The 26,598-nt window shown below is 72.4% G+C and carries 19 protein-coding genes; 3 read left to right on the top strand and 16 right to left on the bottom strand.

Annotation, left to right across the window (positions count from 1 at the left end):
- Window positions 1-105: 105 nt before the first annotated feature.
- The 7 genes from ACFWBN_RS20285 to ACFWBN_RS20255 all read right to left on the bottom strand — a co-directional run bounded on the left by ACFWBN_RS20285 (window position 106) and on the right by ACFWBN_RS20255 (window position 8,534).
- Window positions 106-954, bottom strand: a complete 849-nt coding sequence (locus tag ACFWBN_RS20285; protein WP_385178267.1) for a class I SAM-dependent methyltransferase — start codon at window positions 952-954, stop codon at window positions 106-108.
- Complete coding sequence (locus tag ACFWBN_RS20280) at window positions 951-2,483, bottom strand: 4-hydroxyphenylacetate 3-hydroxylase family protein (protein WP_385178266.1); 1,533 nt, start codon at window positions 2,481-2,483, stop codon at window positions 951-953. Before ACFWBN_RS20280 ends, ACFWBN_RS20285 begins: the two co-directional genes overlap by 4 nt.
- The gene (locus tag ACFWBN_RS20275) at window positions 2,480-3,049 is read right to left on the bottom strand and encodes a flavin reductase family protein (protein WP_385178265.1); all 570 of its coding nucleotides are present in this window, start codon (window positions 3,047-3,049) and stop codon (window positions 2,480-2,482) included. Before ACFWBN_RS20275 ends, ACFWBN_RS20280 begins: the two co-directional genes overlap by 4 nt.
- Window positions 3,046-4,887: an asparagine synthase (glutamine-hydrolyzing) gene (asnB, locus tag ACFWBN_RS20270; protein ID WP_385178264.1), complete on the bottom strand. Its 1,842-nt coding sequence runs from the start codon at window positions 4,885-4,887 to the stop codon at window positions 3,046-3,048. Before asnB ends, ACFWBN_RS20275 begins: the two co-directional genes overlap by 4 nt.
- Complete coding sequence (locus tag ACFWBN_RS20265; protein ID WP_385178263.1) at window positions 4,887-5,699, bottom strand: hypothetical protein; 813 nt, start codon at window positions 5,697-5,699, stop codon at window positions 4,887-4,889. Before ACFWBN_RS20265 ends, asnB begins: the two co-directional genes overlap by 1 nt.
- Window positions 5,700-6,137: 438 nt before the next feature.
- On the bottom strand, window positions 6,138-6,959 hold the full coding sequence (locus ACFWBN_RS20260) for a LuxR C-terminal-related transcriptional regulator (RefSeq protein WP_385178262.1): 822 nt from the start codon (window positions 6,957-6,959) through the stop codon (window positions 6,138-6,140).
- Between the two features lie 267 nt (window positions 6,960-7,226).
- Window positions 7,227-8,534 (bottom strand): MFS transporter, encoded by a 1,308-nt coding sequence (locus ACFWBN_RS20255; protein ID WP_385178261.1) that lies wholly within the window; start codon window positions 8,532-8,534, stop codon window positions 7,227-7,229.
- A gap of 461 nt (window positions 8,535-8,995) precedes the next feature.
- On the opposite strand from ACFWBN_RS20255, the gene ACFWBN_RS20250 reads away from it, so the two are divergent.
- Window positions 8,996-9,649: a Type 1 glutamine amidotransferase-like domain-containing protein gene (locus tag ACFWBN_RS20250; RefSeq protein WP_385178260.1), complete on the top strand. Its 654-nt coding sequence runs from the start codon at window positions 8,996-8,998 to the stop codon at window positions 9,647-9,649.
- Here ACFWBN_RS20250 and ACFWBN_RS20245 read toward each other — a convergent pair.
- Entirely contained in the window at window positions 9,637-11,016 is a 1,380-nt protein-coding gene (locus tag ACFWBN_RS20245) for an aldehyde dehydrogenase family protein (protein WP_385178259.1), read from the bottom strand. The genes ACFWBN_RS20250 and ACFWBN_RS20245 overlap by 13 nt on opposite strands.
- A gap of 70 nt (window positions 11,017-11,086) precedes the next feature.
- Entirely contained in the window at window positions 11,087-14,542 is a 3,456-nt protein-coding gene (locus ACFWBN_RS20240; RefSeq protein WP_385178258.1) for a hypothetical protein, read from the bottom strand.
- 222 nt (window positions 14,543-14,764) lie between these two features.
- Between ACFWBN_RS20240 and ACFWBN_RS20235 the strand changes: the two genes are divergently transcribed.
- A complete protein-coding gene (locus ACFWBN_RS20235; protein WP_385178257.1) occupies window positions 14,765-14,947 on the top strand; it encodes a hypothetical protein in 183 nt (60 codons plus the stop codon).
- A gap of 25 nt (window positions 14,948-14,972) precedes the next feature.
- Here ACFWBN_RS20235 and ACFWBN_RS20230 read toward each other — a convergent pair whose 3' ends face one another.
- From ACFWBN_RS20230 to ACFWBN_RS20200, 7 genes are all read right to left on the bottom strand, one after another.
- Entirely contained in the window at window positions 14,973-17,828 is a 2,856-nt protein-coding gene (locus ACFWBN_RS20230; RefSeq protein ID WP_385178256.1) for an NHLP bacteriocin export ABC transporter permease/ATPase subunit, read from the bottom strand.
- 1 nt (window position 17,829) lies between these two features.
- A complete protein-coding gene (locus tag ACFWBN_RS20225; protein WP_385178255.1) occupies window positions 17,830-20,091 on the bottom strand; it encodes an NHLP family bacteriocin export ABC transporter peptidase/permease/ATPase subunit in 2,262 nt (753 codons plus the stop codon).
- Window positions 20,088-20,894: a hypothetical protein gene (locus ACFWBN_RS20220; RefSeq protein ID WP_385178254.1), complete on the bottom strand. Its 807-nt coding sequence runs from the start codon at window positions 20,892-20,894 to the stop codon at window positions 20,088-20,090. The genes ACFWBN_RS20225 and ACFWBN_RS20220 overlap by 4 nt, the downstream gene beginning before the upstream one ends.
- Window positions 20,895-20,991: 97 nt before the next feature.
- Window positions 20,992-21,231 (bottom strand): hypothetical protein, encoded by a 240-nt coding sequence (locus ACFWBN_RS20215; RefSeq protein WP_385178253.1) that lies wholly within the window; start codon window positions 21,229-21,231, stop codon window positions 20,992-20,994.
- A 430-nt stretch (window positions 21,232-21,661) separates the two neighbouring features.
- Window positions 21,662-22,675, bottom strand: coding sequence for a TolB family protein (locus ACFWBN_RS20210; RefSeq protein WP_385178252.1), 1,014 nt, complete (start codon window positions 22,673-22,675; stop codon window positions 21,662-21,664).
- Complete coding sequence (locus ACFWBN_RS20205; protein ID WP_385178251.1) at window positions 22,672-24,168, bottom strand: MFS transporter; 1,497 nt, start codon at window positions 24,166-24,168, stop codon at window positions 22,672-22,674. Before ACFWBN_RS20205 ends, ACFWBN_RS20210 begins: the two co-directional genes overlap by 4 nt.
- Before the next feature lie 126 nt (window positions 24,169-24,294).
- Window positions 24,295-25,173: a glycosyltransferase family 2 protein gene (locus tag ACFWBN_RS20200; protein WP_385178250.1), complete on the bottom strand. Its 879-nt coding sequence runs from the start codon at window positions 25,171-25,173 to the stop codon at window positions 24,295-24,297.
- A gap of 324 nt (window positions 25,174-25,497) precedes the next feature.
- Between ACFWBN_RS20200 and ACFWBN_RS20195 the strand changes: the two genes are divergently transcribed.
- A complete protein-coding gene (locus ACFWBN_RS20195; RefSeq protein WP_385178249.1) occupies window positions 25,498-26,580 on the top strand; it encodes a Gfo/Idh/MocA family protein in 1,083 nt (360 codons plus the stop codon).
- Window positions 26,581-26,598 lie beyond the last annotated feature (18 nt).

Here is a 26,598-nt window from a genome sequence, read left to right as displayed (position 1 = left end):
TCACGGGCGCCGGGAGGAACCCGGCCATGATAGACCGCGCCGCGACGGCCCGGCTGTTTTCTCCCCTGTGGGAGGGACCAGCCGGGCCGTTCCGCGACGCGGGTGCTACGCAGGTCGTGTGGTCATGTTCCACAGCCGGACCGGCATGTTGCTGACGTGTCCGCGCTCCTGCTGGCGCCGCCATGCGGCTTCGCCCACGGCCCCGAAGAAGGCCGCGCGCTTCGCGGGTTCGACCAGGCGGCTGTAGTAGTCGCCGAAGGTCGCCGCGTGGAAGTGCTCGTACTCGGCCGCGCTGTCGACCCGTACGACGGCGTCGCGTTCCGTGGTGGCGACGATCCGCAGGTCCCGCTCCAGGAGCTCCTTGAGGCCTTCGGTGCCGCGGGTCCGGGTGGCTATGGGAAGGATGTCCTCACCGGCGAACAGCTTCGGCACGAGCGCACGGTCATGGCCGAGCGCGACGAGCGCTTCGCGTACCAGTTCGTCCTCGCCGCCGAGGCCGTGCCCGTCCCGCGCGGGGTGGTAGGTGGTGAGCAGGAACGTCCCGCCCGGCGCCAGGTGCTGCCCCACCCAGTCGAAGATCCGCTCTTCGACGGGGTAGAGCCAGTGGAGCACCGAGGTCATGGTGATGAGGTCCGGGGACAGCTCCAGGGGTTCCGGAGCCGTCAGGTCGGCCTGCCGCAGCAGGACGCGGCCGCCGTAGCGCTGGAGCCGGCTCGCCGCCTCGGAGAGCCGGAACGTGGACTGCTCCAGGCCCACGACGGTCTCCAGGGACGGGAACCGCTCCAGGGTGGCCTGCAGCAGCTGCCCGATGCCGCTTCCGAGGTCGGCGTGGACGCGCGGGGCGGCGGGGGCCTGCGCCAGCACCCAGTCCTGGTCGTTGGCCTGGCGCAGCTTGCTCGCGTCGGAGTACCCGGAAAGGGTGCTGGCCTGTATCTCCACTGCGGAATTGGTCACGAACGCTCGCCTTCCGAGGTGTCTGCGGTGGTGTGGGTGGGGGCGGAGGGTGTGGAGGGGGCTGAGGGGGCGGCGATCAGCTGCTCCAGGCGGCTGCGGACCTCGCTCTGGTCCTGCCGCTTGTAGATGTTGATCCGGTTGCGGGCGAGGTCGCCGCGGTGCACGTACTCGTACAGGTCCTGGCGCTGGCCGAAGCTGTCGCCGGTGAGGTCCCACGCGAGCCGGAACAGGCGGGACTTCTTGTCCGCGGGCATGTTCTTGCCGCGCATGTAGCGGTCGAGGTGCGGACGCAGCCGCGGGTTGTCCAGGTCGTTCGGGGTGGGCTGCATGAGGATGCCGGCCGAGCCGATGTTCCGTACGACCGCCACGGCGGCGGCCGCCACCTCCGCGGACCACACGCGGCTGGCCGCGGTGTCGCCCGGCGCGAGCAGGCCGCTGTCGGTGACGGTCGCCCGGGCTTCGGCGGCGTCGATGAAGTACTCGGTCAGCTCGGCATAGCTGGCGAGCTTGCCCAGCTCTTCCTGGATGTTGCGGAAGCCGTCCACTCCGATGCTCTCGGCGAGCATGGTGGCCGTGCCCAGCAGCGTGCGCAGCCGCTCGCGGTAGCGGATGTGGCCGATGTACGCGCTCCAGGCGTTGATCCGGCCGAGGCCGGTCCGGGCCAGTGCGCCGTCGCGCAGCAGGAACACCCGGTCCCAGGGCACGAGCACGTCGTCGAAGAAGAGCATGGCGTCCTGCTCGTCGAAGCGCCCGGCGAGCGGGTGCTCGTGCCCGTACGGCTCGGCCCCGAAGGGCTCCCGGCAGAGCGTGATCAGGCCGGGTGTGTTCAGCGGCAGGGCGCACCAGACGACGAACTGTTCGCCGCGCCGCTGGGTGAAGGAGGCGGAGAGGTAGACGAGCACCTCGTGGGCGGTCGGTGCCAGGGTGGTGAGCTGCTTGGCGCCGCGCACCACGATGCCGCGGTCGTTCTCCTCGATCACCCGCAGGGCGAGGTCGGGGTCGTCCACGGGATCCGCGGACCGGTCGATCTGCGGGTCGCCGAGCGCGTGCGTCAGGACGAGGTCGTTGGTCGCGCAGTGGCGGTACCAGGCCTCGGCGTTGGCGCCGAATCCGGGCCGGCTCGCTTCCAGTTGGTGGCGGAAGTCGTACAGCCCCAGGGCGATGCTCGCCATGAACGCCGGGGACCGGCCGTGCTGTCCCATGCTCTCCCGGAGCCAGACCTCCGCGCTGCGGCGCTGCGTCCGCAGGTCTTCCAGGGTGCGCGTGGGCTGGTAGGCGCGGGCCAGGGTGAGACCGCTCTGCGGGTCCTTCCACGTCATCAGGGGGGCGTGCTCGGGATCGTGTTGGAGGTCGATGAGCCTGGCCAGCTCGTCGACGGAGGGCTTGAAGGCCGGGTGGGAGGCGGGGTCCGTGACGCGCTTGCCGTCCAGGTAGAGCTCCCGCCCGTCATCGAGACTGGCGCGGTAGCGGTCGCCGGTCTGGACGCCCAGCGGGGCCTTGCCGGTCTTGGTGGTGGCCGGTTCGCTCATGTACGTACTCCTGGTGCCGTGGGCGCCCGGTCCGGGCGCGGGGGTGAGGTGGCGGTGAGGGCGGCCAGGGCGTGGTAGCCGCCCGCGCGGTAGAGCAGCGGCTCGCCTTCCGAGCCGGCGGCCGCTACGGGCCGGCCGACGAGGATGCTGTGGTCGCCGCCCGGCAGCACGCTGTGCAGTCGGCAGTCGAACCAGCTCAGGCAGTCCTCCAGAACAGGGGCCCCGGTGGCCTCCGTACGGGTCGCCACCCCGGCGAAGGCACCGGTGGCGCGGCCCGCACCGGGGGTGGCGAAGCGCTGCGAGAGGTATTCCTGGCCGACGCGGAGCACGCTGACGGCGAGGCGTCCGGAGTCGCCGACGGCCCGGACGAGGGGGCTGTGCCTGGTCACCGCGACGCTGATCAGGGGCGGGTCCATCGACAGCGTGACGAAGGACGAGACGGTCTTGGCGAAGAGCTCGTCGCGGAGCCTGGTGGTGAGGACCGCAACGCCCGTGGCGCAGGTGCGCGCGGCCTGCCGGACGAGCTCGGGGTGGAGGGTGTGCGCACTGTCGCTCGGTGCCGTCATCGCAGGCCCACCTTGTAGGCGCGCAGCCATTCGTCGACCTGGAGCAGGTGGTCCAGGCCGCCTACGGGGTTGGGTGCGGTGCGGGGGCTCGGCAGCGGCCGTCCGTGGCGGATGGCGTCGCGTACGACCTCCCTGTCGACCAGGTCGAACACGGGGGCCGCGGCATCGGCGAGCAGGTCGTTCATGCGGGCCGTGAGCACCTCGGTGTACCGGACGGCGGGTGTGGAGGGGTAGCCGCTCTTGGGCCGGTCCACCACCTGGGGCGGGAGCAGGTCCCGTACGGCCTCGCGGAGGATGCCCTTGGGGGTGCCGCCGAGCGACTTCAGTTCCCACGGGATGTTCCACGCGTACTCCACCAGGCGGTGGTCGCAGAACGGCACCCGTACTTCCAGGCCGACCGCCATGCTGACGCGGTCGACGCGGTCGAGCAGCGGGGGCATCCACCGGGTGAGCGCGAGGTGGCCGACCTGGCGCAGGCGGCGCTGGCTGCCCTGCTCACCGGGCAGTTCCGGCGTCTCGGCGAGCGAGTCGCGGTACTGCTGGGCGGTGTACTCCTCGGGCCGTACCGCCGCCCTGACCTCCGGGCGCAGGAGCGCGGCCGGGGTCTGGCGGCCGTGGAGCCAGGGGAAGGTGGTGGCGGCGAGGCCCTCGGGTGCGTGGAAGTAGGGGTAGCCGCCGAAGACCTCGTCGGCCGCCTCGCCGGACAGCGCGACCGTGGACTGCCGTCGGACCTCGCGGAACAGCAGGTACAGGGAGGCGTCCATCTCGCCCCAGCCGGGGCGGTCGCGGGCGCGCAGGACCATGTCCCTGGCCTCCAGCAGGTCGTCGTCGGGGAGGACGACCTGCGAGTGCCGGGTGCCGAGGTGGTCGACGACGGCCTGGACGTACGGCGCGTCGTGCGTGGTGCGCCAGTTGTCGGGGCGCAGTGCGGTGGCGCTGTCGGGGAAGTCCACGGAGAAGGTGTCGACCTTGTCGTGGCCGGCCCGGCTGCGCGCGAGGGCCGCCAGGGCGGTGATGGCGCTGGAGTCGATGCCGCCGGAGAGCAGGGTGCACAGCGGTACGTCGCTGAGCAGTTGCCGTTCCACGGTGTCGGTGAGCAGTTCGCGGATCTTCGCGGTGGTGGTCGCGGTGTCGTCGGTGTGCGCTTCGGAGTGCAGCTGCCAGTAGCGCACCTCGCGGGTGGCACCGCGGGTGACCTTCAGGAGGTGGCCGGGGCGCACCTCGCGCATCCCGCGGAAGAGGCCGTGCCCGGCCGTGGGCGCCGCGGGCAGGGCGAACAGCTCCGCGATGCCTTCGGTGTCGAGCTCGGCGCGGAAGCCGGGGTTGGCGAGGATGGCCTTGGGTTCGGAGCCGAAGAACAGGCCGGTGGCATGGGCGTGGTAGTAGAGCGGCTTGACGCCGAGGCGGTCGCGTACGAGCGTCAGTTCCTGGGCGCGGGTGTCCCAGATCGCGTACGCGTAGATGCCGTTCAGCCGGCTCGGTGCGTCGGCGCCCCACCGGAGGTGGGCCTGCAGGACCACTTCGGTGTCGGACTCCGTACGGAAGTGGTGCCCCAGGGACTGGAGTTCGGTGCGCAGCTCGCGGTAGTTGTACAGCTCACCGTTGTAGGCGAGCACCGCTTGCGGTGTCTGCTGCGGGCCGGCGTCGGTCAGGGGCTGCACACCGCCCTGGAGGTCGATGACGGCGAGCCTGCGGTGTCCGAGCGCCGCGCGGGCCGAGAACCACGTGCCGCCGGCGTCCGGTCCCCGGCAGGCCAGCGTGTCGGTCATGGCCTGTACGGTCTGCCTCTGCTCGCGCAGGTCGCGGTCCCAGTCGAGCCAGCCGGTGATGCCGCACATCACGCCTCCTGAGCGGTGTTGGGGGCGGTGTTGGGAGCGGTGTCCGGGGCGGTGGCCTCCCAGTGGCAGCCGTGTCCGCTGCGGTCCTCGCGGAGCTGGTAGGAGACCTCGTACCCCTTGGCGCGTACGTTGGCCGACATGGCCTTGGTGCAGTAGGTGCACGGTGAGGCGAGCGTGAGGCGTACGCCGTTGCTCCTGGCCTGTTCCCGGTAGTCCCAGATCGCGCAGTGCGTGATGTTCACGGAGGCGACGGCGGCCGGTCCGGAGCCCTCGGCCACGTGCACCCGGTACTGCGATCCGTAGAGTTCGGCTTGGCGCGCGATGCGCCTGACGGGGTCGGCGGCGCCGCCGTCGCGGTCCGGCTCCACCGTGCGGTGGACCTCGGCGATGGAGGCGGCCCAGTCGGCGAGGATGCCCTCGCCGTAGCGGGAGACCAGGAACCGCTCCATCAGGGCCTGGCCCCGGAAGAAGATCCGCTGCCAGGCGGCCGACGCGTGGGTGGAGGACATCGGCAGGTCGGCGAATATCTCCGCCTTGAGTCCGAACCAGGCCTTCAGGTCGGCGGCCGGGCCGCGGGCCACCAGGAAGCGGGTCAGTCCGGCTTCGGCCTCGTGCAGCCGCTGGCGCCACAGGGCCGCGCGCTCCGCATCCGACATCGCGGCGATGGCCTCGTCGTCCGCGGACCGCCGGTCGATGACTCGCTCGTCGCCCTGGCCGGCCGCACGGGTCCCGCTGCCGGAGTCGACGGACGGGGGTGCCGCGAGGCCGAGGGCCGGGCCCACCGCCGTGGCCCCTTTGGCCGCTGCACTCATCAACTTCTCCCTCTGCGAATGGGGGGCCGGACTCGGACGCCCGGCCTGAGACCACGCTAGGAACGGCGGCCTGCCCCCAGAAGCTCCCTTCGTCTCGGATGGTGGTGACCTTCGGAGGTCCCGGGAGGCTCCCAACAGCCCTTCGGGGAACGTGACAGCGCACCGCGGCGCCATCGGGCCGGGCGGTGTGCCGCGCAACCGGGACGGGGGCCCGTGACCAGCGAGAAGGCCACGGCAGCGGGAACGACCGCATGTCACACCGCGCTCCCGGCACCGGGGGAAGCGGGGCCGGCCCCTTCGGCGACCCGTCGTAAACCCGAAGGCTCCCCAGGGCTGCCCAGGGCGGAGCCCGCCACGGTCAAGGGCGGGGTCCCTGGTGGACACCCGCCCTTGAGGTACCGACGCCGAATCAGCGTGATGACGGCATGGCCGCGGCTCTCACGCCAGGCCCTGGCGATGGGCGTAGAGCGCCGCCCGCAGCCGGTCGGGCTGGCGGATCTTGCGCATGGCCTGGGTCAGATGCTTCTTGACCGTGGCGACGGAGAGCGAAAGGGCCCTGCCGATCTCCGCGTTCGAGAGCCCGCGCGCCAGCATGGACAGTACGGCCCGTTCACGGTCGGTCAGACCCGCCTCGTCCACGGAGGGTTCGGGATCCTCCGTGAACTCCGGGGCCTCGTCCTCCTCCAAGGGCGCCGGCAGGAAGATCGAACCGCCGGCCGCGACCACCGCGATCGCCCGGATGACACAACCGGCGTCCTGGTCGAGGGGGAAGGCACCGCTCACCCCCGCCTTGAGCATCTGGCTCACCTGGGACGCGGTCGCGGCCTGGCGCAGCAGGACGATGCGCACATCGGCCGCGCCCCGTGTCCGGCGCATGCTGCGGACCATGGCGAGGTCCTTGCGCAGATCGTCGGTCGCGCCGAGCAGGATCACGTCGGGGCGGTAGCGGTTCACCTCCGACAGTGCCTGCCAGTGGTCCCGGACGGCGCCCACCACCTGGAGTCCCTCGCTCCGTGCCCCGTTGAGCACGCTGCGCAGTCCGGCGAGGGCGATGGGATGCCCGCCCGCCAGCAGGATCCGGGCGAGGACCCACGGCGAATTCGCGGCGCTGTCGTTTCCGGCGGGATTGGACAGGGGAGTCAACCACCGCCCCTCGGGCAGCGCGGCGTCCTCTCTGAACAGCCTCTGGTGTCCGGCGACGGTGTCGAAGGGGTTGGACGCCTCGACTTCGATTAATTCCTGCTCGGATAATTTGGCCACCTCGAGAAACTTCGAGCGTCCTGAGCCCTGTTGGGGCCTTCTGCGGGAGGCGCCGGTGGTGGATTCCATTCCTATGGTGAATCTGTTCATTACATTACTCCCCCGAGAGATGCAAGCTCAATTCTGGAACTGTCGAGGATAACTTTCACCAGCGCCCCGGTGCCCAACGACTGGATCACACCATCGAATTCCGGACACGTAACAACGACAGCCCTAGCTCTATTCCCTTGGATGGCGCAGATCGGCCGGGCGCAATTCAGTGCGCCCTCATCTCAAGGGGACGCCCTTCGTTTCGCGCATGCCGACGTAGACGAGGGTCGACACCAGGGTCAGCCCGGACACGTACCAGCCGAACCGGTCGGCCTGGCCCCTCGCGATCAGCGACGTGGCCAGGTACGGGGCGGTGCCGCCGAAGGCGGCGACGGTGACCGCGTACGGCAGGCCGATGCCCGCCGTGCGCACCGAGGCGGGGAACAGCTCGACCATCACGGCCCCGCTCACCGCCGTGTACCCGGTGAGCAGGACCATTCCCGCACACGAGATCAGGAGCAGGCTCCAGAAGGAGTCGCGGAGCAGCCCGAGCAGCGGAACGGTCAGCACGGTGAACCCCGAGCCGAACGTGATCAGCAGCGGTTTGCGGCCCACCCGGTCCGACAGCCGGCCCGCCAGCGGCTGCAGGGCGGTGAAGAACGCCAGCGCGATGGTGCTCACCGTGAGCGCCGAGCCGGGGTCGAACCCGACGACGAGCCGCGCGTACGTGGGCAGGAACGTGGTCCACGTGTAGAAGGTGACCGTGGCTCCGAGGGTCATGCCGACGATCAGCGCCGCCTCGCGCGGGTTGGTGCGCAGGAAGTCGAAGGGCCTGGGGCGGGCGGTCCGTTCCGTGCCCGGGTGGTACGTCTCCTGCGTTCCGTGCCGTACCCACAGACCGGTCAGGCAGGCCACGGCGCCGAGGCCGAAGGCCAGCCGCCAGCCCCACGCGTGCATCTGCCCCGCCGTCAACTGCCAGGTCAACAGGGCGGCGACACCCGAGGCCAGGAGCTGCCCGAGGTTGCCGCTCACGTAGGCGATGCTCGAATAGAGCCCGCGTCGGGTGGCGGGCGCGGATTCGACGACGAAGACCGCGGACACGGTCGACTCGCCGCCCACCGACAGCCCTTGGGCGAGCCGGATGACCACCAGCAGGACCGGGGAGGCCATGCCGATCTGCTCGTAGGTGGGGAGCAGGGCCATGGCCAGCTGCCCGCAGCCCATCAGGGTGATCGTCGTCGCCATCGCGGTACGGCGGCCGTGCCGGTCCGCGAGCACGCCGATGAGCAGGCCACCGACCGGGCGGGCGGCGAAGCCCACCGCGAAGACGACGAAGGCGCTCAGCGCGAGGACGACCGGATCACCGCCGGGCGGGAAGATCTGGTCGGCGAAGTAGGCCGAGAGGTACGCGTATGCCAGCCAGTCGTACCACTCTGCGAGGTTGCCGGCGGAGGCCGCCAGCAGCTGGCGCCTCCCGTTCACGACAGGGGTGGGAGGGGGTGGCGCAGAGGGCGGAGAGGGTTCCGACGGAGCGTCAACTCTCATGACGCCGGACCTGCCGGAGGCTCCGGTGGTCGGCGATTCCACACGAGCCCGGTCTACAGTCTCCGACGTCCGTGATGCCTGCGCTCCGGGCGGGGACGAAAACTAAGACACAGCGGCTCATATCGATCGTCTTTCGTGGTGCGGGGGGACGCTGTGACATCGGCCGACCACGCCACAGCGACGGGACGACATACATGGAGGACCTCATGGAGCATCACTCTCCGCATACTGATCTGTCAACCGCGCCTATTGCGTGACGCGTTACCCCACGCCAAGGTGGCGAAAAACGATCCCCGTCCGCCCCGCACCGAGCCGATGCGATGTCGCTCATGCCGGAGAGAATTACGGAAAGGCGAGTCGGCGCACGACGACCGGTTTCCCGCACCGGGATACCGCACCGCGGATACGGGCGGCGGACGAATTGTTCGGTCAGCCCACCCCGTCGCCGCTAGGGTTCACGGATGCGCATGTACCTCTCCTCCTTCCGCACCGGCGACCACCCGGAGGAGATGTCGGCGTTGCTGGACCGTCCCGCCGAAGCGGGTGAGGTCGCGGTGATCGCCAACGCGATCGACGCCCTGCCGGGCAGCGAGCGCCGGGCCGCTGTCGAGCGGGAGATCACCGCACTCGCCGGGCTCGGTCTGCGGGCGGTCGAGCTGGATCTGCGTGCGTTCTTCGGTCGCCCCCCGGCCCACGTGGCAGCCGCTCTGGCCCGCTTCCCCCTGGTCTGGGTCCGCGGAGGCAACGTGTTCGTCCTGCGGCACGCCCTGGCGCTCAGCGGCGCCGACGAGGCCCTGATCGGGCTGTTGCGGCAGGATGCAGTCGTCTACGGCGGATACAGCGCCGGCGCGTGCGTGCTGGCGCCCGACCTGCGCGGGCTGGAGCAGTGCGACGACCCGCGAGCGGTGCGAGCCGCGTACGACGCCGAGGCTCGCTGGGACGGACTCGGGCTGCTGGACTACGTCGTGGTGCCGCACATCGACTCTCCCGGGCATCCCGAATCCGAGATCCTCGGCGTCGTGGCCGGCGGATACCGCGCGGGAGGTGTCGCCCATCGGACCCTGCGCGACGGCCAGGCCCTCGTGGTCAACGGCGGCAACAGCTACGTCTGCTGACCCCCGCTCGCGCCCAGGGCGCGCAGTGCGGCCGTGATCGTCTTCGGCCGGGTGTACTCGCGCAGGGCCAGCACGCTCAGGTCGGTTCCGTGTCCGGAGGCGCCCCGGCCGCCGTGCGGCAGCTCGGCGGTCTGCACCAGGTGGCAGTTCACCCACACCTCGCCCGCGTCGATCCGGCGCGCAAGGCTGAGCGCGGAGGCCAGATCGCTGCTCCAGACGCTCGCGGCGAGCGCCTGGGACGTGCTGTTGGCCAATTCCACGGCGTGCTCCACGCTGTCCGCCGGCTGCACCGTGAGGACGGGTGCGAACACCTCTTCCGTGATCGCGGGGTCGTCCTCGGGCAGCCCGGCCAGCAGGGCGGCCGGCCGCCAGAAGCCGTTCTGCTCGTCGGCGGGCACCTCGACCTCGCCGCGAAGGACCGTCTTCGCGCGGGTGGTACCGAGGATCCGGTCGTACCGGGCAGCCTGGTCGGCGTTGTTCAGCGGCCCGAAGTGGACCCCGGCGGTGTGCGCGGCCATGGCCGCGCCCAGTCCCTCGACGGCCTTGTCGTGGTGCTCCGCGAGCACGATCACGCGGGCGGGTGCGGCGCAGCTCTGTCCGGCGTTGTACACCGAGGCCGCGACGATGTCCGTCCAGGCGTGCTCGGGTGCGTCCGGCAGGACCACGACCGGGCAATTGCCGCCCAGTTCGAGACTGGTGCGCTTGAGCCCGGCGCGCACCGCGACGTCGGTGCCGCCGCGCACGCTGCCCGTGAACGCGACCGCGTCCACATCGCTCTCGACCAGGAGCTGTCCGGTGGTGCGGTCGCCGGTGAGAGCGGTGAGCACGCCGGAGCCCAGGGTGCCGTCGGCCAGCTCGGCCATCAGCAGTGCGGTGTCCGGCGTGGATTCGGCCGGTTTGAGCACCACCGTGTTGCCGGTGGCCAGCGCGGGCGCCAGCCGCCAGACCGCCATCATCAGCGGATAGTTCCACGGCACGATCACGCCGACCACGCCGATCGGCTCCCAGCGCACCCAGCTCTCGTGGCCGTCGAGCAGCCCGCCCGCGGCCGGGCTCAGCTCCGTACGGGCCGCCTGTGCGTAGAACCGGATCAGGTCGACGGCCTGCTCCACTTCGCCCGCGGCCTCCGCCGCGGGCTTGCCCGTACCTGCCCGCTCCGCCGCGGCGAACCGCTCCGCGCGGGAGCCGATCGCGTCGGCCAGGGCGGTCAGCCGCTCCGCGCGCGCCCTGGGCGTGAGCGCCCGCCAGACCGGCAGCGCCGAGCGGCAGGCGTGGACGGCGCCGGCGACCTCGGACGCACGGCTCAGCGTGGATGCGCCGCGGCGGCGTCCGGTACGGGGGTCGAGGAGGACCAGGGGCTCTGTCACTGCCCGTCTCCGTTGCACTCAGAGGCGTACATGTCGCCCTTTCCAGTGATGAATTGTGGTCATGTCCGCCCTATGCCTCCATCGCCCGGTCCGGCCAGGGCCAGGGTGCGGCGGGGAGGCCGCCGGGTTCCAGGCCGTACGGCAGGAGGGACTCGACGGGCAGCCGCCCTGCCTCCCGGGCCCACCGGGCGAACTCGTCGGCCTGCGGAGACCCGGCTTTGCCCAGGGCGGTCAGGAGCGCTTCGTGGCAGGAATCGGTGGTCCAGCCCCGGTCGATCCTCGCGAGCGGGTCGCGGCGCAGGAGCTCGTCGACGGCCTCGGCCGCTCCGGCCGCGAGGAACTCCTCGATCAGCCGGGCGACACTGTTCATGTGGGTCAGGTCCGCGCCTGTGGCGGCCCGCCGGATGAGGACCTCTCGCGGTTCCCGCAGGCCGTGGGCGGTCATGGTGGTCAGCAGGTATCCGATGCCCATGGTGTCGGCGAGGTCGATGCCGACGGCGGCACGGTCGGCGAACGCGCGGGCGGTTTCCGTCACCCCCATCTCACAGAGGGTCTCCAGGAGACCGGCGAGCGTGTGCCAATCGCCGTAGGTGCCCGCGTCGATCAGGTCCACGAGCCCGCGGTCGAGGAGGATCCCCACGGCCTCGGACGCACCGGCTTCGTGGAGGAACCAGAGCATGAAGTCCATGGTGTCCACGCTCGGGCTCTCGACGTGCTCGGCGATGTGCCGGGCCAGCCGCAGGGCTCCTTCCAGGGCGCCGGCCTCGGACAGTTGGCGCACGACGAAGACCATGTCCCCGTACGGAGTGTGGGCCAGCGCCCGCCGCATCAGTGGGTCGATGCCCCGCTCCGCACCCGTCGCCCACAGCACCTGGACGACCTCTTCGACGAAGTCCGGGTTGGTGAAGTCCGTGTCGTGCACGACGGCCGACGCCAGTGCGTCGAACTCGGCCACCGATCCGGTCCGCAGCAGCGTGGTGAGGAGGGAGGACAGTTCCGCCGGATCGAAGTAGTAGACCTCGTCGATCGGCTTGCGCCCCAGCAGCTGCCGCGTGGCCCCGGCCCGGCCCGCGGTGTGGAACAGGTTCAGGAGCGAGGCCACCGCCTCCGCACTCTCCAACGAGACCCCGGCCGCCACCCGGTCGGCCAGTTCGGTGAACTCATCCTCCGCCCCCAGGTCCCGGAGCTCGGTCAGCAGCTCGCAGAGGACGGACTCGACGTCGTAGAAGTCGGGACGGCCGACGACATCGACGTGCCGGGCGAGCGAGCGGCCGAGCAGGGTCCGTACGCCCTCCTCGTCTCCGGCCTGCCGGAGCACCCGGAGCAGACACAGCACGACATCGGCCTCGGTGAGCCCGATCCGGGCCGCCGGGTCCAGGGCGAGCAAGGTGCGCAGGGCCTGCTCGGCCCCGGCCTGCCGCAGGACGCGCATCAGCCAGGGCAGTTCGTCGGGGTCCATGCGCGGCGCCTCGGCCACGATGCGGGCCACGAGCACGGCGACGGCGTCGGGCGCACCGACCGTGTCCAGTACGTGGAGGAGCCGGCTGACGCTCCATCCGCCCGCAAGGTCGGCATGTGCGGCCGCGCGGGGCGCCAGCCGCGCGACGACCTGGTGGGCACCGGCCCGTGCGAGATCGGGCAGCGCCCAGACGATGGCATCGGGATCGATCCGGTCCACATGGACCGCCAGTGAGTCGCCGAGGGCTTCCGTGACCTCCGCCGACACGCCCCTGTCCGCCAGTCGCCCCGCCAGCGCGCCGACCGCCCGTACGTCCGCCGGGTCGACCTCCGCGACGAGGCGCCGGGCGAGCGTGTCGACGGACTCCTGGGATCCGGACGCGCGCAACGCGGCGAAGAGCCCGTCCAGGCCCCCGCCGTTGGACACGTCGGCGTGCGCCGCGGCCCAGGCGGCGGCCTTCGCCGCGTCGGGGTGCCGTGTCGTCCGTTCGACGATACGGACGCACGCGTCGGCGGCGCCCGCGAGTGCGGCCCGTCGGTCCAGCCGGAGGGCGTGCCCGAAGAGGCCGCGCTTCCAGGCGGCGGCCTGGAGCCGGTGGAGGTCCTCGGCATCCTCCGTCTGCCGGACGAGTGCCTCCCACAGGGCCACGGACCCGGCGCGGTCCCCGTGGCGTGGCGCGGTGTGCTGGAGGAGGTAGTCGGCGGGTTCGTAGCGGGGCGGCGCCCCGGCGAACTCCCGTAGCGCCCGCAGCGGTGTGAGGGTGCTGCGGATGTCGGCGCGGGAGCCGTCGGCGCGCACGCCGCCCGTCAGCGCCTCCAGTTCGGGGCCGGCCCAGTCTTCGCAGGACGCGTGGTCGTGCAGGGCGAGGGCTCCGTCGGCCGCCGCCGCGAGGAGGGCCCGAGGGAGGCGCAGCTGGTGGCCGAGGCGGCGGGCCTCGAGTGCGGCGGTGACCAGGGCGTGCTCACGCGGGGTGAAATGGCCCCCGGGACCGCTCAGGTAGGCGGCCAGCAGCTCGGGCCCGCCGGCCAGGTGCTGGACGACCCGGCCGTCCGCCGCACCGGCGCGCTCCGCGGAGCGGAGACGGGCGTCGCCCTGGTCGAGGGCGAGCTTCCCCCAACGGCCGCGCTCCTCGGCGGTCAGCTCGCGCGGTACCTTGAAACGCCGGGCGTGAGCGCCGGTGAGCAGAGCCCGGGTGTGCCGGTGGGGGTCCTCACGGCGTCCCTGGGTGGTGAATTCGCGCCAGTACGGGTCCTCCCACAGGGTGGCGACGGCAATGATGCCGGGCCGCTCTTGCAGGACGGTGGTCAACTCGGCCGCGGCCTTCTCCCCTTCGCGGTCGTGCACGATCCGCTGGAGCTCGTCCAGCCACAGCACGCACCCCTCCCGGAGCTCGTCCCCGGGGAGCAGGTCGAGCAGGTTCCGGGCGGTCTGCGGGCGCAGCACCCCGAGGTCCGGTGCCACCTCCAGGAGCGCCTCGTACAGCGCCCTGGTCTTGCCGGTCGACGAGTCGCCGGTCAGCACCGCGAGAATCGAAGTCCCGCTCGCCACCGCATACTTGAGATACTCCCGCAGTGCATGGTCGTGGTCGCGGATCAGGTAGGGCGTGAGGGCGGGCGCCGTGGTGGACCCGGGCGACCCGGGCAACAGCGCTTCCCCCACCCAGAGTTGCCCGGGGGTGAGGTCCAGGATGGTCCGGCGCCCGGCGGGCGCCCGGCCGGAGGCGGATGTCCGCTTTTCGCGCGCCTGCTCGTCGCGGGCCCGGTCCAACAGGTCGCGGAGCTCGCGTTCGGACACGGGTACTTGCGCCCACTCACCCCACAGAGTGGCGAGCGCGACGACTCGGTCGTCGCTGTGCACCTGAGGGATCTTCAGTTCTGAGGCCTCCTTGGGCGCCCAGTCGCTGATCCGCTGCTTCGGGAACCCCTGCGCGCCTGGGCGACCGGATGCCTTGAGCGCCTTCTCCACCTCACCCTGTGAGGCAGACAGCCCCTGAGCGCTCCGGGCGACCGCCGCGCGCTCGCTCAGACCGTGCAGCACCTCCCACAGCCGCTGCCGTGCCGCACCCATCGCGCTCCCCCTCCCCCGGCCCGTACTTCCCCTGCCCGTTCCGCCCGTTGCGGGTGCTCCGGGCACCGATCCGCGAGGGCGTTGACCAGCAGGATAGATCGCCGGGCGCCCGGTCCGCCCGGGTGTGGGGGGCTGCTGCGATGCCCGGCCGCAGGGTGATGCCACGGACCGCACACGGGGCGCGGCCAGGGCGCAAACCGCCCTTGAACTGCGGAGGTTCACATGCGTGGCAACGGCGACCGCGACGGCGGCGGGGCGGAAGAGGAACACAAGGAGCAGGAGCCGGGCACGGATCCGCGCCCCTCCCTGTGGAAGGAAGCGCGGCGCAGCGCCGTGCTCGGCCTGGCCGGCGCCGCCTGCCCTCTCCTGCTCGTCCTGGCCGAGTGGTGGGCCCGTACGCACTGAGCGGCGCGGTGCGTGGTCCCCCGGGTCAGCGCAGCTGGCGGCGGACCAGGTCGTGGAAGAGGCCGGTCGGGTCGGCGAGGAGTTCGGCGGGGGTGCCCTGCTGCACGATGCGGCCGTCCGCCATGGCGATCACCCGGTCGGCGTCCATGATCGTGGAGAGGCGGTGGGCGATCACGATGCGGGTGGCCTGCAGGGTGCGGGTGGATTCGATGACCACCCGCTGGGCCTCGTTGTCCAGGGCGCTGGTGGCCTCGTCGAAGAAGAGGATGCGCGGCTTGCGGATGAGGGCCTGGGCGATCATCAGGCGTTGGCGCTGGCCGCCGGAGACGGTGCCGCCGCCGTCGGACAGCATGGTGTGCATGCCCATCGGCATGGCCTTGATGTCCTCCGCCAGGCCCGCCATCGCGGCGGCTTCCCAGGCCTCTTCGAGCGAGAACGTACCGGCGCCGCAGATGCAGTCGAGGATCGAGCCGGTGAAGGGCTGGGCGTTCTGGAGGACGACTCCGCACTGGCGGCGCACGGCCGCCTGGTCGAGTGCCGCCAGGTCCTGGCCGTCGTACAGCACGCTGCCGGAGAGGGGCCGGTCGAAGCCGATGAGCAGCCGCAGCAGGGTCGACTTGCCGCAGCCGCTGGCGCCGACGATCGCCACGAACTCCCCCTGCCCGACGGTGAAGTCGATGTCGTCGAGGACCAGGGGGCCGTCGTCCGTGTAGCGGTAGGAGAGGCCCTTGGCCTCGATGGCGCCGGTCAGCCGGCCCGGTCGGGTACTGGAGCGGCCCGCCTCGGGGGATTCCCGTAGCAGCGGCTTGATCTGTTCGAACATCGGCAGGACCGCGGCGGCCGAGATGAGTGCGCCCGTCAGCTGTGTGACGGAGGACAGGAGCATGGTCAGCGCGGTGCTGAAGGTGAGGAACTCGCCGGCGGACATGGCCCCGCGGGCCGGTCCGGCCAGCAGCATGAACATCACCAGGGTGCACAGCGGCAGGTAGACCGCGCCCAGCACCGTGATGACGTTCTGGATCCGGCCGATGCGCTGCTGCAGGTCGCGGGTGCGGGCGAACTCCCGGGCCCAGGCGGCGTACGCGAAGCTCTCGGCCGCGGCGACGCGCAGCTTGGGCAGGCCGCGCAGGGTTTGGAAGGCCTGGTTGTTGAGCTGGTTGCCGAGCTTGATCAGCCGGCGCTGGTAGCGCAGCTGCCACAGCCCCAGGCCCAGGAAGACCGCCGCGATGACGACCAGCATGGCGAGCGCCGCCATCGCCAGCGGCACGCTGTAGACGAGCAGCAGTACGAGGTTCATCGTGCCGACCGCGCCCGCCTGTACGCAGACCGAGCCGATGCCGGACAGCACGCGGCGGATGGCGCTGATGCCCATCGCCGCGCCGGCCAGTTCGCCGGTGGAGCGGCCGGCGAAGAAGGTGGTCGGCAGCCGCAGCAGCCGGTCCCAGACCGCCGGCTGCAAGGTGGCCTCGATCCGGCCCTCCATGCGCAGGATGGAGGTGTTCTGCAGCAGCATGAAGACGGCCGAGACGACGCCGGTCGCGATCAGCGCCAGCCCGGTCTGCACGATGAGGCCCGTCTCGGCCTGCGGGACGTACCGGCCGAGGACCTGGCCGGTGGCGATGGGCACCAGCGCCCCCAGCACCACCGCGGCCAGCCCGCCCAGGATGATGCTGCGCAGCTCCGGGAGGGTGCCGCGCACGCTGAAGCGGAGCAGCGCGGGCAGGCCCACCCGGCCGTCGGGCAGCGGGCGGTAGAGCATGACGGCGTGCGGTGCGAAGCCGGCCTCGTTGGCCTTGCCCACGCGCTCGCGCGTGCCGGCGGCGGGGTCGACCGCCTCGTAGCGGCCGCGCCGCCACAGCAGGGCGACGGGGGTGCCGTCCTGCTCCCGGCGGCCCACGAGCGGGCCGCTGTTCTCGCGCCACCAGCGTCCGCCGAGCCTGACGGCGCGGGTGCGGATCCGTGAGGCGAGCGCGATGCGTTCGACGGGGTCGGTCTGCTCGGAGGTGCCGCCGGCCCCCTCCGGGTCGGACAGGGTGATGCGGGCCTCGGCGGCGACCAGGCGGCATACGGCGAAGGTCGCGTCGGCGCTCGCGCCCCGGTGGGCGTCCCGGCCGGAGCGGTCGATGGACGCCAGCAGCGTCCGGTCCGCCTGGGTGCGGGCCGCCCGGCCGGCCTCGATTCCGGCCGCCGTACGGTCCTCGTGGGCGCGCTCCAGCCGTTCGATCCAGCGGTCCAGGGCGTACAGCAGCCGGTGCTGCTGGTCGACCATGCCCTGCCACATCGCCGCGTCGACGAGGAGGGTGCCGACGGCCTCCGCCTCGTACACGGCGCCGTACTGCACGCTGCCGGGGGTGATCTGCATCCACAGGATGTCGTCGTCGGCCCCGCCGGGACCGGCGATGGCGCCGTCGGCCGGGGGTGCCTGGTAGAGCACGCGCAGGCCGCGGCCGATGCCGCGTGCGAAGGCGTCCTCCAGGGGGCTCGGCTGTCCCACGGCGGCGGCTCCGTACTGCCCTTGATCGGCGTACCACGCTCCGCCCTGGGGCTGGTCGCCGTACTCGGGGCGGTACAGCTCCCGCAGTTCGATGCGGCGCAGCCAACAGCCCTGCAGGGGCCGGCCGACCAGGGTGTGGTCCGGGCCCTCGGCCGGGCCCAGCAGCAGCGTTCCCGGCTCCAGCCGGCCCAGGAAGTGCCAGTGCCCGGCCTGTGCGGCGTCGACGGCGAAGAGGTCCAGCTCGCCCTGTACGACGAGCCACAGGACGAGCGGGCCCTCCAGGGACAGGCTGCGCAGGCCCGTGCAGTCGACGGGCGAGCCCAGTCCGCCCAGGGCCGCGACGACCGGGTCGGCGGCGGTGACCGTGTCGTGGTGCGCGTACGTCACCTCAGTGCTCCTTGACCAGTTCGGCGTACGGGCCCTGCGCGACGACCAGGTACTCGTGCCGGCCGCGTTCCACGACCGTCCCCCGGTCGAGTACGACGATCTCGTCGCTGTCGCGCACCGTGCTGAGCCGGTGGGCGATGACCACGCAGGCGCAGCCGCGGCGGCGCAGGTTGTCGATGATGACCTGCTCGGTCACCGCGTCCAGGGCGCTGGTCACCTCGTCGAGGACCATGACGCTGGGGCGGCGCACCAGCGCCCGGGCGATCTCCAGGCGCTGGCGCTGGCCCCCGGAGAAGTTGCGGCCGTCCTGCTCGACGCGGCTGTGGATGCCGCCGGGGCGGCGGGCGACCACGTCCAGGACGGCGGCGTCCTCCAGGGCGGCGGTGACGGCCTCGTCCGGGATGGACGGGTCCCACAGCGTGACGTTGTCGCGGACGGTGCCTTCGAAGAGGAAGACGTCCTGGTCGACGAAGGAGACGGAGGCGGCCAGCGCGCCGCGCGGAATGTCCTCCAGCCGCATCCCGTCGATCCGGATGGTCCCCTCCCAGGGGGCGTAGAGGCCGGAGATGAGACGGGAGACGGTGGACTTGCCGCTGCCGGAGCCGCCGACGAGCGCGACCTGCCGGCCGGGTCCGACCGACAGCGAGAAGTCCTTGAGCAGCGGGGCGTCCAGCGGGCTGTAGCCGAAGGTGACGTTCTCCAGCTCCACGTGGCCCTTGAGGCGGCGGGTGCCCGCGGCGGGCTCGCGCCGTGAGTGGACGGGGTCGACGGGGAAGTTCTCGACGTCCTTGAGGCGGGCGACGTCGGCGGCGAAGTCCTGGATCCTTCCGGCGACGCCGCCCAGTCGGGAGATGGGTGCGGTGAAGCTGGTCACCAGGGCCTGGAAGGCGACGAGCAGACCGATGGTGAGGTGGCCCTCCACCGCCCGCAGGCCGCCGATCATGAGGATCAGGGCGCTGTTGAACGCGGCGAGGGTGGGCGCGACGATCGCCAGCCACGCGCTGGGCACGCCGAGCCGCTGCTGCACGTCGAGGGTGACCGCGTGCTGTCCGGCCCAGCGGCGGAAGAAGCCGTTCTCGCCGCCGGTGGCCTTCATCGTCTCGATGAGCTGGAGGCCGCTGTAGGAGGTGTTCGTCAGCCGGGCGCTCTCGGCGCGGAGCTTCTGGGTGCCGGTGGCCCGCAGCCGGATCACGATGCGCAGGGCCACCACGTTGAGGAGCGCCACGGCCACGCCGACGAGGGTGAGCTGTGGGTCGTACGTCCACAGCAGCACCGCGTAGAGCACGACCACCACGGCGTCCACGCCCGCGGCGGCCAGGTCCCGGGCGAGGGTCTCGGCGACCGCGTCGTTGGACTGGAGCCGCTGGACCAGGTCGGCCGGGTTGCGCTGGGCGTAGAAGGTGACCGGAAGTCTCAGCAGGTGCCGGAAGAAGCGGGCGCTGCCGAGGGTGGAGGAGATGATGCGCCCGCGCAGCAGGTTGGCCTGCTGGAGGGCGGTGAGCGTCGCGGTGAGGACGAGGGCGACGGCCATCGACGCGAACAGCACGCCCAGCAGGGACGTCTGCTCCCCGATGAGGAACATGTCGATGTACGTGCGGCTCAGGGCCGGGACGGACGCGCCGACGGCGACCAGCAGGAGGCTGGAGAGCACGGCGGCGGCCATGGTGCCCGAAGTGCCGCGCAGGCGGGCCGGCATGGCGCCCAGGACGCCCGGCTTGCGGCCGCCGCGGCGGAAGCCGTCGGCGGGCTCGAAGGTGAGCACGACACCGGTGAAGCTGGTGTCGAACTCGTCCATGGGGACGAACCGGCGGCCCTTGCCGGGGTCGTTGACGTACACGCCCCTGCGGCCGAGGCGGCGGCCCATGCCGTCGTAGACGACGTAGTGGTTGAACTCCCAGAAGAGGACGGCCGGGGCCCGCACCTCGGAGAGCGCGGCCAGGTCCATCTGCATGCCCTTGGCCGCCAGCCCGTAACTGCGGGCGGCCTTGAGGAGGTTGCTGGCGCGCGAGCCGTCGCGGGAGACGCCGCAGGCGATGCGGAGCTCTTCGAGGGGGACGTAGCGGCCGTAGTGGCCGAGCACCATGGCCAGGGCGGCGGCGCCGCACTCCACCGCCTCCATCTGGAGCACGGTGGGGGTGCGTACGGGGCGGGGCGTGCGGCCCCTGGGGGCGGGGGCGGGCCTGCGGCGGCTGCCGCCCTTGGGCTCGGGGCGGTGGCCACGGCGTCCGGCGGGAGGGAGCCGGCGACCCTGCGGGGCGGTCACGGCAGCAGCCAGTCGACGGGGCGGCGGGCGGCGAGGTGGACGGCGCCGGCGACCGGGGTCGTCGAGTCGACGGCGTACGGGGGCCCGTCCTTGGAGGACCACCGGTAGCCGGATTCGGTGGCGGAGGAGCGCTCCAGCTGTACGAGCACGGCGACCGGGTTGCCGTGGCGGGAGAACTGTTCGGCGAGTCCGCTGTCGCCGAGGAAGCCGCTGATCTGCGCCTGCGTCTGGGGCGCACGGCCGACCGCCTTGACGCGACCGCGCAGCATGCCGAACTGCTGCTGCGGGACGGACTGGACGCTGAGGTCGACGGCGGCGCCCACCGGGATCGTCGCCCCGCTGCCGCCCGGTACGTACAGCACGGCCACCAGCGGGTCCTGCGGATCCTTGACGCGCTCCACGGTGGCGACGTCCGCGCCGGTCGCGACGACCGAGCCCACCTTGGCGACGAGGGTCGTCAGGCGGCCGCCGGTCACCACGCGCACGGGGCGGTCCCCCTGCTCCGTACGGACGGTGAGCAGGGGGGCGCCGGGGGCCAGCAGTTGGCCCTCTTCGGCGAGGATTCCCGTCACCTGTCCCGCGACCGGGCTCTGGAGCACGTAACTGCCCTCGGCGTGGGTGAGGATGCCGGGTGCGGTCAGCTTGGAGGACACGGTGCCGGTGAAGGCCCAGAAGGCCGCGGCGGCCATGACGACGACCGTGACGGTCAGGACGAGCCGCCCCTGGGGGCGTGCGAAACGCACCGGCAAATCGAGTTCTTCGGGCGATTGCAGCTTGGAAAGAGCCTTTTGGCGAAACTGCACGGACTATTCCTTCAACTGCATTCGTATCGGTCGGGAGCGGGCAGCCAGGAACCCCGGAGCCGTGGGGGGCGCTCCGGGGTTCATGGGGATATCCCGATCAGAGACCGGCGCGACCGGTGTTCACCGAAACGCCGGTGATGCCCTGGACCAGGCCGGGGACGTGGGAGACGATGCCCGTCGCGGTCTGGACGGTGTTCAGCGAGCCCACGAGGCCGACAACGTCGTTGACGTCGCTGCTCACGGCGCCGACGAGGCCGCCGTGCACGCTGATGATGCCGCCGGAAACGGCGTCCAGCTCGGTGTCGGCGATCTCGCGGGTCTCGATGTCGTTACGCATGGCGCGCACCTTTCATTGGGGGGAGGAATTACTTCCCGCGGCGGCTGGGCGGCCCGAAACCCGGCCACCATTCATATCCGCCGCAGTGCGCATGATGAAAGCACGCAAACGGGCTGCCCGGCCAATCCCGTTGACGCCCCATCACGGTCGGATGACCACCGCCGACGACCGTCGTGCAGCTTCATTCACCGAAAAGTGACGGCTTCTCCACAGAATCGAGTAACACATACGCGCCGCCCGTTGCTTACAAGGAACCCAACGGGGCAAACCGTCACCAACCAGCGGGGACGGCTCCTGTATTTCGAGGAGTTGTGGAGGCGGACCCTCCGGCACACGCACACGATGTGCAGGTTTTCGGAAGGCGCGTGCGGTGACGGGCCCCTCACGCCCGGTGCGCGCCCGCTCCCCCGCGCGGGGAGCCGGCGCGGGATCAGCCGAGGCGGGTCGGGGAGGCGGCGGACGGGGTCAGGAGGCGGGGGGCGCCGCTGCCGTCGGCGGGGACGGTCCACAGGTCGGTGCTGTCGACGACGCCTTCGGTGGGCAGGGCGTAGGCGAGGGTGCGGTCGTCGAGCCAGGCGGCCTGGTCGTCCACGCTGCGCTTCTCCGCCAGGGGGTGTTCGCGGAGCGTCGCGAGGTCCAGCACGTGTTCGCGCCACAGTGACGCGCCCCGCTGCACGCGCTTCTTGTACGCGATGCGGGTCTCGTCCGGGGAGAGGGAGGGGCACTCGACGTTCCGGGCGAGGGTGGTGACCGTGCGGCGGGAGAGGGAGCCCTTGACCAGATGGGTCTGGCCGGCCGTGGCGAGGGTGGCGTAGAAGGTGTCGTCGTCCTTGGAGAAGGTGACGCCCCAGAAGTTCACGTCCGCCGCGCGGTACTCCCGGCCGTCCATGCTGATCGCGAACTCCTCCAGGCTGGGTACGAGCTCCCAGGTACGGGTGTCCACGATCGCGGTGCGGGTGGAGAAGAAGGCTGAACCGTAGGACTCGCCGGAGACGAAGACGGTCCAGGCGGCGAACCGGCCGCTCGGAGAGACGCGGGCGCGGCTGGGCGTGCCCGCGAGGGGGAAGCTGCGCTGCGTGCGCAGCTCGGCGTCGACGATCAGGGCGCGGTTGTCCTGGGCGAGCGCGCCGGGCGTGGAGCGCAGGCACACGCCGGTGCCCGCGGCGGCGTGGAAGCGCTGGCAGGTGAGCTCGGAGGCGGTCCGCCCGGCCTGGGGCGTCCCGGCCGGGACCGAGACGAGGGCGCCGCGGTGCGGGCCGCGGTCGACGTTGAGGAAGGCCAGCGTGTCCTGCCGGGTGAGCGTGACCCGGCCCGCGCCGACCTCCGGGCCGCCCGCCTGCGGCTGGTCGGCGCGGGAGGCGCCGCGCAGCACCAGCGCGGTGGCGAGGCCGGCGAGCAGCAGCACCGCCGCGGCGAGTACGAGCAGGCGGCGGGAGAGGGTCATCGGGTTCCTCGCGGGCGTGGGGAGGGGGCGGGGGCCGGGTCGGGGTCGGGGGTCGGGTCGGGGGCGGGGGCCGGGTCGGGGGCGGGGGCCGGGTCGGGGGCGGGAGCGGTCGGGCGCAGGACGAAGCCGGCCACGGCCGCCGAGCACAGCAGGCCGGCCGCCGCGGCGGCCAGGGCCGGGCCGGGACCCCAGAGCGTCCACGCCCCGCCGAAGGCCAGCGAGCAGCCGAAGCGGGCCAGCGCCTGGCCGGTGCCGACCAGGGCCAGGCCGGTGGCCCGCAGCTGCCGCGGGACGGTGGCGGCGACGGCGGCGGGCAGCACGCCGTCGGTGGCGGCGTAGAACAGGCCGTGCAGTACGAGGACCAGGTAGGGCAGGGCCGGCCAGTCCGGGGCCCACAGCAGGAGCCCGTACGCCGCGAGCAGGAGCGCGTGCCCGGTCAGGAACACCGTGCGGCGCCCGATCCGGTCGGCGAGGGCCCCGGCGGGTACGGCCAGCAGCAGGAACACGGCGGCCGTGCCGAGCGGCAGGAGCGGGAACCACTGCTCGCCGATGCCGGCGCGGCGCTGCAGCAGCAGGTAGACGAAGGCGTCGCTGACCGTGGTGAGGCCCAACAGGGCGGCGCAGGCCGCCAGGGCGCGCAGCCGGGGCAGCCGCAGCAGGGCCAGCGACTCGCGCACGCCCACGGAGGGCGGGCGCACTCCGGCCGCCTCCGGGTCCCGGAGGCGCGTAGGGGCAGCCCCCACGGAGTGAGCCCGGCTGCGCCGGGACCTGGGGCTCCGTCCCAGACCTCGCGCCTCAAACGCCGGCGGTGCTGGATGGTGCCCCGGCGGGACCGAATGGGCCGGTGCACCTGGCACACCCCGCGCACCCGGTACGAAGAGCACGAGCACCACCACGCCCAGAAGGGCCACGCACGCGCTCACGCCGAAGACGGTGTCGTAGCCGTCGGCCACCGCGCTCAGGATGAGGAAGGCAGCGAGCGGGCCGAGCAGCGCCCCGGTGGTGTCCATGGCCCGGTGCACGCCGAAGGCGCGCCCCTGTGACTCGGCCGGGGCGGAAAGGGAAATCAGCGCGTCGCGCGGTGCGGTGCGCAGCCCCTTGCCGGTGCGTTCCAGCGCGAGGACCACGCCCACCGGGCCGAGGCTGTGGGCGAGCAACAGCAGCGGTTTGCACAGGGCGGACAGGCCGTAGCCGAGTCCGGCGATCAGCTTGTGGTTGCGGACCCGGTCGGCGAGGTGCCCGCCGGTCAGCTGCACCAGGGCGCTGACCCCGTTGTAGACGCCGTCCAGCGCGCCGAACCCGAGGGGGCTCAGGCCCAGTCCCGCGACCAGGTACAGGGGCAGGACGGCGGTGACCATCTCGGAGGAGATGTCGGTGATCATGCTGACCGTACCGAGTGCGAGGACGGCCGAGGTGACCGCGGGCGCCCGTCCGGGTCCGCGGTCCGGCCCGGTCTTCGCCCCGGCGGGGGCGGAGCGGTCCGCGAGGTACATGGTCAGGAGCTCCCGATGGCGACGGTCTCACATCACTCGAAACTCGAACGTGCGAGTGGAAACATAGTGGTTGTACGGGGCACCGGAGGTGCGTTCGGCCCGATCCGCCGTACGCACCGCACCAGTTCAGCTCTGGCGGCTGCTCTCGTCCCGCAGCCAGGTGGAGAAGTCCCCGCTCCGGATGGCCTTGCGCGATCCCCGCCGGGCGGCGAGGGCCGCGGCCACGAACACCACGACCCCGGGGAGCAGCCGCGGCTGGGCCCGCAGCAGGGCGCGCAGGTCGGCCGTGCCGGTGCGCGCGGAGGGCGCGGGCCCCGCCTGCGCGGCCGGCCCCTCCGACCGCCGCGATGCCTGGAAGCGCTCGAACTCGGCCGAGGAGGTCGCCGCCCGGATCCGCCGCCTGACCAGGTCGGCCCAGGTGCGCGGCGGACGCACCACCACCCGGGCCGCCTCGACCACGCGCCGCTCCCCCGGCCCGAAGGCCTGCGACGCGGCCAGGTCGTCGGCCATCAGCGGGGGCAGCGCAGCGATCCGCGCGTGCCCCGCCTCCGACACCGCGATGACCCCCCGGCCGAACAGCCCCTCGCGGACGGCCGGCAGCCGCTGCCACACCCCGTAGTACGCCCGTACCGGCCATGCGCACCCGGTCAGCGGGATCTCCCGGTCCGGAGCGGCGGCCAGCAGCTCCGGGCTCCCGGCCAGCGCGCCCGCCAGGGCCCGTACGTCGGCGGCCCCGACGACGACGTCGGCGTCCACGTAGAGCCGGGGGAAGCCCCGCGCGTGCTCGTCCCCCACCCGAAGTGCCGTGTGTTTGGAGGGAGTCGGGATTTCCACCACCCGTACGCGGGGGCCGCGCGCGCCCGCCACCTCGGCGGTGTCGTCCGTACAGCCGTTGCACACGACGACGATGTCGGTGTCCTCGGCCCCGGCGCCGGCCAGGAGCGCGTCGAGGAGGCGGCCGATGACCCGGCCCTCGTTGTGGGCCGGTATCACGATGCTGGTCACCCGGGCAGTATGCACGGTCGAACACATGCACCGGGTGATTCCCCCAACTCTGCCCGGGGGTACGCCCGGTGGTCTAGATTGAGCGTCGCCGACCGGATTCGGCGCGCTTCGGCGATGTGGGGATCAATCCGGAACGCCGGGGGGCGAAAGCAGGCGGATCACGTAGGGCATCGGTTGTGGGGGGCCATCACCGTTGAGCGGGTCACGCACGGGTCGCGCACGCGTCCGGCCCGCCGCCGACGGCACTTCCATCCATCGCACGCGTCCCGGCCATGAGTTGTCGACACGCCAGCCGGCGTGCGTCGCGGAAGGAAGGGGAACGCTGTGAAGGACACGGTGCAGGACGCGGGCGGCCGGGAGCCCGGGGACCCGTTAGGCGTCGCCGTGGTCGGCGCGGGCTACTGGGGTCCCAATCTCGTCCGCAACTTCCAGTCCAGCCCTCGGTTCCGGCTCCGCTGGCTCTGCGATCTGGACGTGGACCGGGCCCGGCAGGTGCTCGGCGGATACTCCACGGTCCAGGCCACCTCGGACTACGCGGCTGTCCTCGCCGACCCCGCGGTCGAGGCGGTCGCCGTGGCCACCCCGGCCGGAACCCACCTGGACGTCGCCCTGGCCGCCCTGCGCGCCGGAAAGCACGTCCTCGTGGAGAAGCCCCTCGCCGCCACCTACGAGGACGGCCTGCGGCTGGTGGCCGAGGCCGAGGAACGCGGCCTCACGCTGATGTGCGACCACACGTACTGCTACACCCCGGCGGTGGCCCGCATCCGGGAGATGGTCCGCTCCGGCGAACTCGGCGAGATCCAGTTCGTCGACTCGGTACGGATCAACCTGGGCCTCGTCCAGAAGGACATCGACGTCCTGTGGGACCTGGCCCCCCACGACCTGTCGATCCTCGACTTCATCCTCCCCGACCACGTCCAGCCGGTCGCCGTGGCCGCGCACGGCGCCGACCCCATCGGAGCCGGTCAGTCCTGCGTCGCCTACCTGACGCTCCAGCTCAACACCGGGGCCATCGCGCACGTGCACGTCAACTGGCTCTCCCCGACGAAGGTGCGCACCACCATGGTCGGCGGCTCCAAGCGCACCCTGGTGTGGGACGACCTCAACCCCGCCCAGCGCGTGGCGGTCTTCGACCGCGGCGTGGACCTGGCCGCCTCGCAGGAGATCGGCGCGGACGAGCGCCGCGACATGCTCATCTCCTACCGGACCGGCGACATGGTGGCGCCCGCGATCGGCGAGAAGGAAGCGCTGCGCAGCATGGTCGAGGAGTTCGCCGACGCGATCACGACGCGGCGCCCGGCGCTCACCGACGGCCGGGCCGGACTGCGGGTGCTGGACATCCTCGAAGCGGCCTCCCGAAGCCTGGAGTTCCGCGGTGCGGTCGTCGGACTGCGCACCGGGCGTTGACCGTTGCCGGACCGTTCG

It is taken from the genome of Streptomyces sp. NPDC059989, assembly GCF_042736975.1.
Classification (GTDB): domain Bacteria; phylum Actinomycetota; class Actinomycetes; order Streptomycetales; family Streptomycetaceae; genus Streptomyces.
This window is presented reverse-complemented; position numbering and strand designations above follow the sequence as displayed.

Bases quoted from the DNA above. Each gene is read 5' to 3' on its own strand.
- ACFWBN_RS20280 (WP_385178266.1), bottom strand. From the start codon at position 2,483: ATGAGCGAACCGGCCACCACCAAGACCGGCAAGGCCCCGCTGGGCGTC.
- ACFWBN_RS20275 (WP_385178265.1), bottom strand. From the start codon at position 3,049: ATGACGGCACCGAGCGACAGTGCGCACACCCTCCACCCCGAGCTCGTC.
- asnB (WP_385178264.1), bottom strand. From the start codon at position 4,887: ATGTGCGGCATCACCGGCTGGCTCGACTGGGACCGCGACCTGCGCGAG.
- ACFWBN_RS20265 (WP_385178263.1), bottom strand. From the start codon at position 5,699: ATGAGTGCAGCGGCCAAAGGGGCCACGGCGGTGGGCCCGGCCCTCGGC.
- ACFWBN_RS20255 (WP_385178261.1), bottom strand. From the start codon at position 8,534: ATGAGAGTTGACGCTCCGTCGGAACCCTCTCCGCCCTCTGCGCCACCC.
- ACFWBN_RS20250 (WP_385178260.1), top strand. From the start codon at position 8,996: ATGCGCATGTACCTCTCCTCCTTCCGCACCGGCGACCACCCGGAGGAG.
- ACFWBN_RS20240 (WP_385178258.1), bottom strand. From the start codon at position 14,542: ATGGGTGCGGCACGGCAGCGGCTGTGGGAGGTGCTGCACGGTCTGAGC.
- ACFWBN_RS20235 (WP_385178257.1), top strand. From the start codon at position 14,765: ATGCGTGGCAACGGCGACCGCGACGGCGGCGGGGCGGAAGAGGAACAC.
- ACFWBN_RS20215 (WP_385178253.1), bottom strand. From the start codon at position 21,231: ATGCGTAACGACATCGAGACCCGCGAGATCGCCGACACCGAGCTGGAC.
- ACFWBN_RS20210 (WP_385178252.1), bottom strand. From the start codon at position 22,675: ATGACCCTCTCCCGCCGCCTGCTCGTACTCGCCGCGGCGGTGCTGCTG.
- ACFWBN_RS20205 (WP_385178251.1), bottom strand. From the start codon at position 24,168: ATGTACCTCGCGGACCGCTCCGCCCCCGCCGGGGCGAAGACCGGGCCG.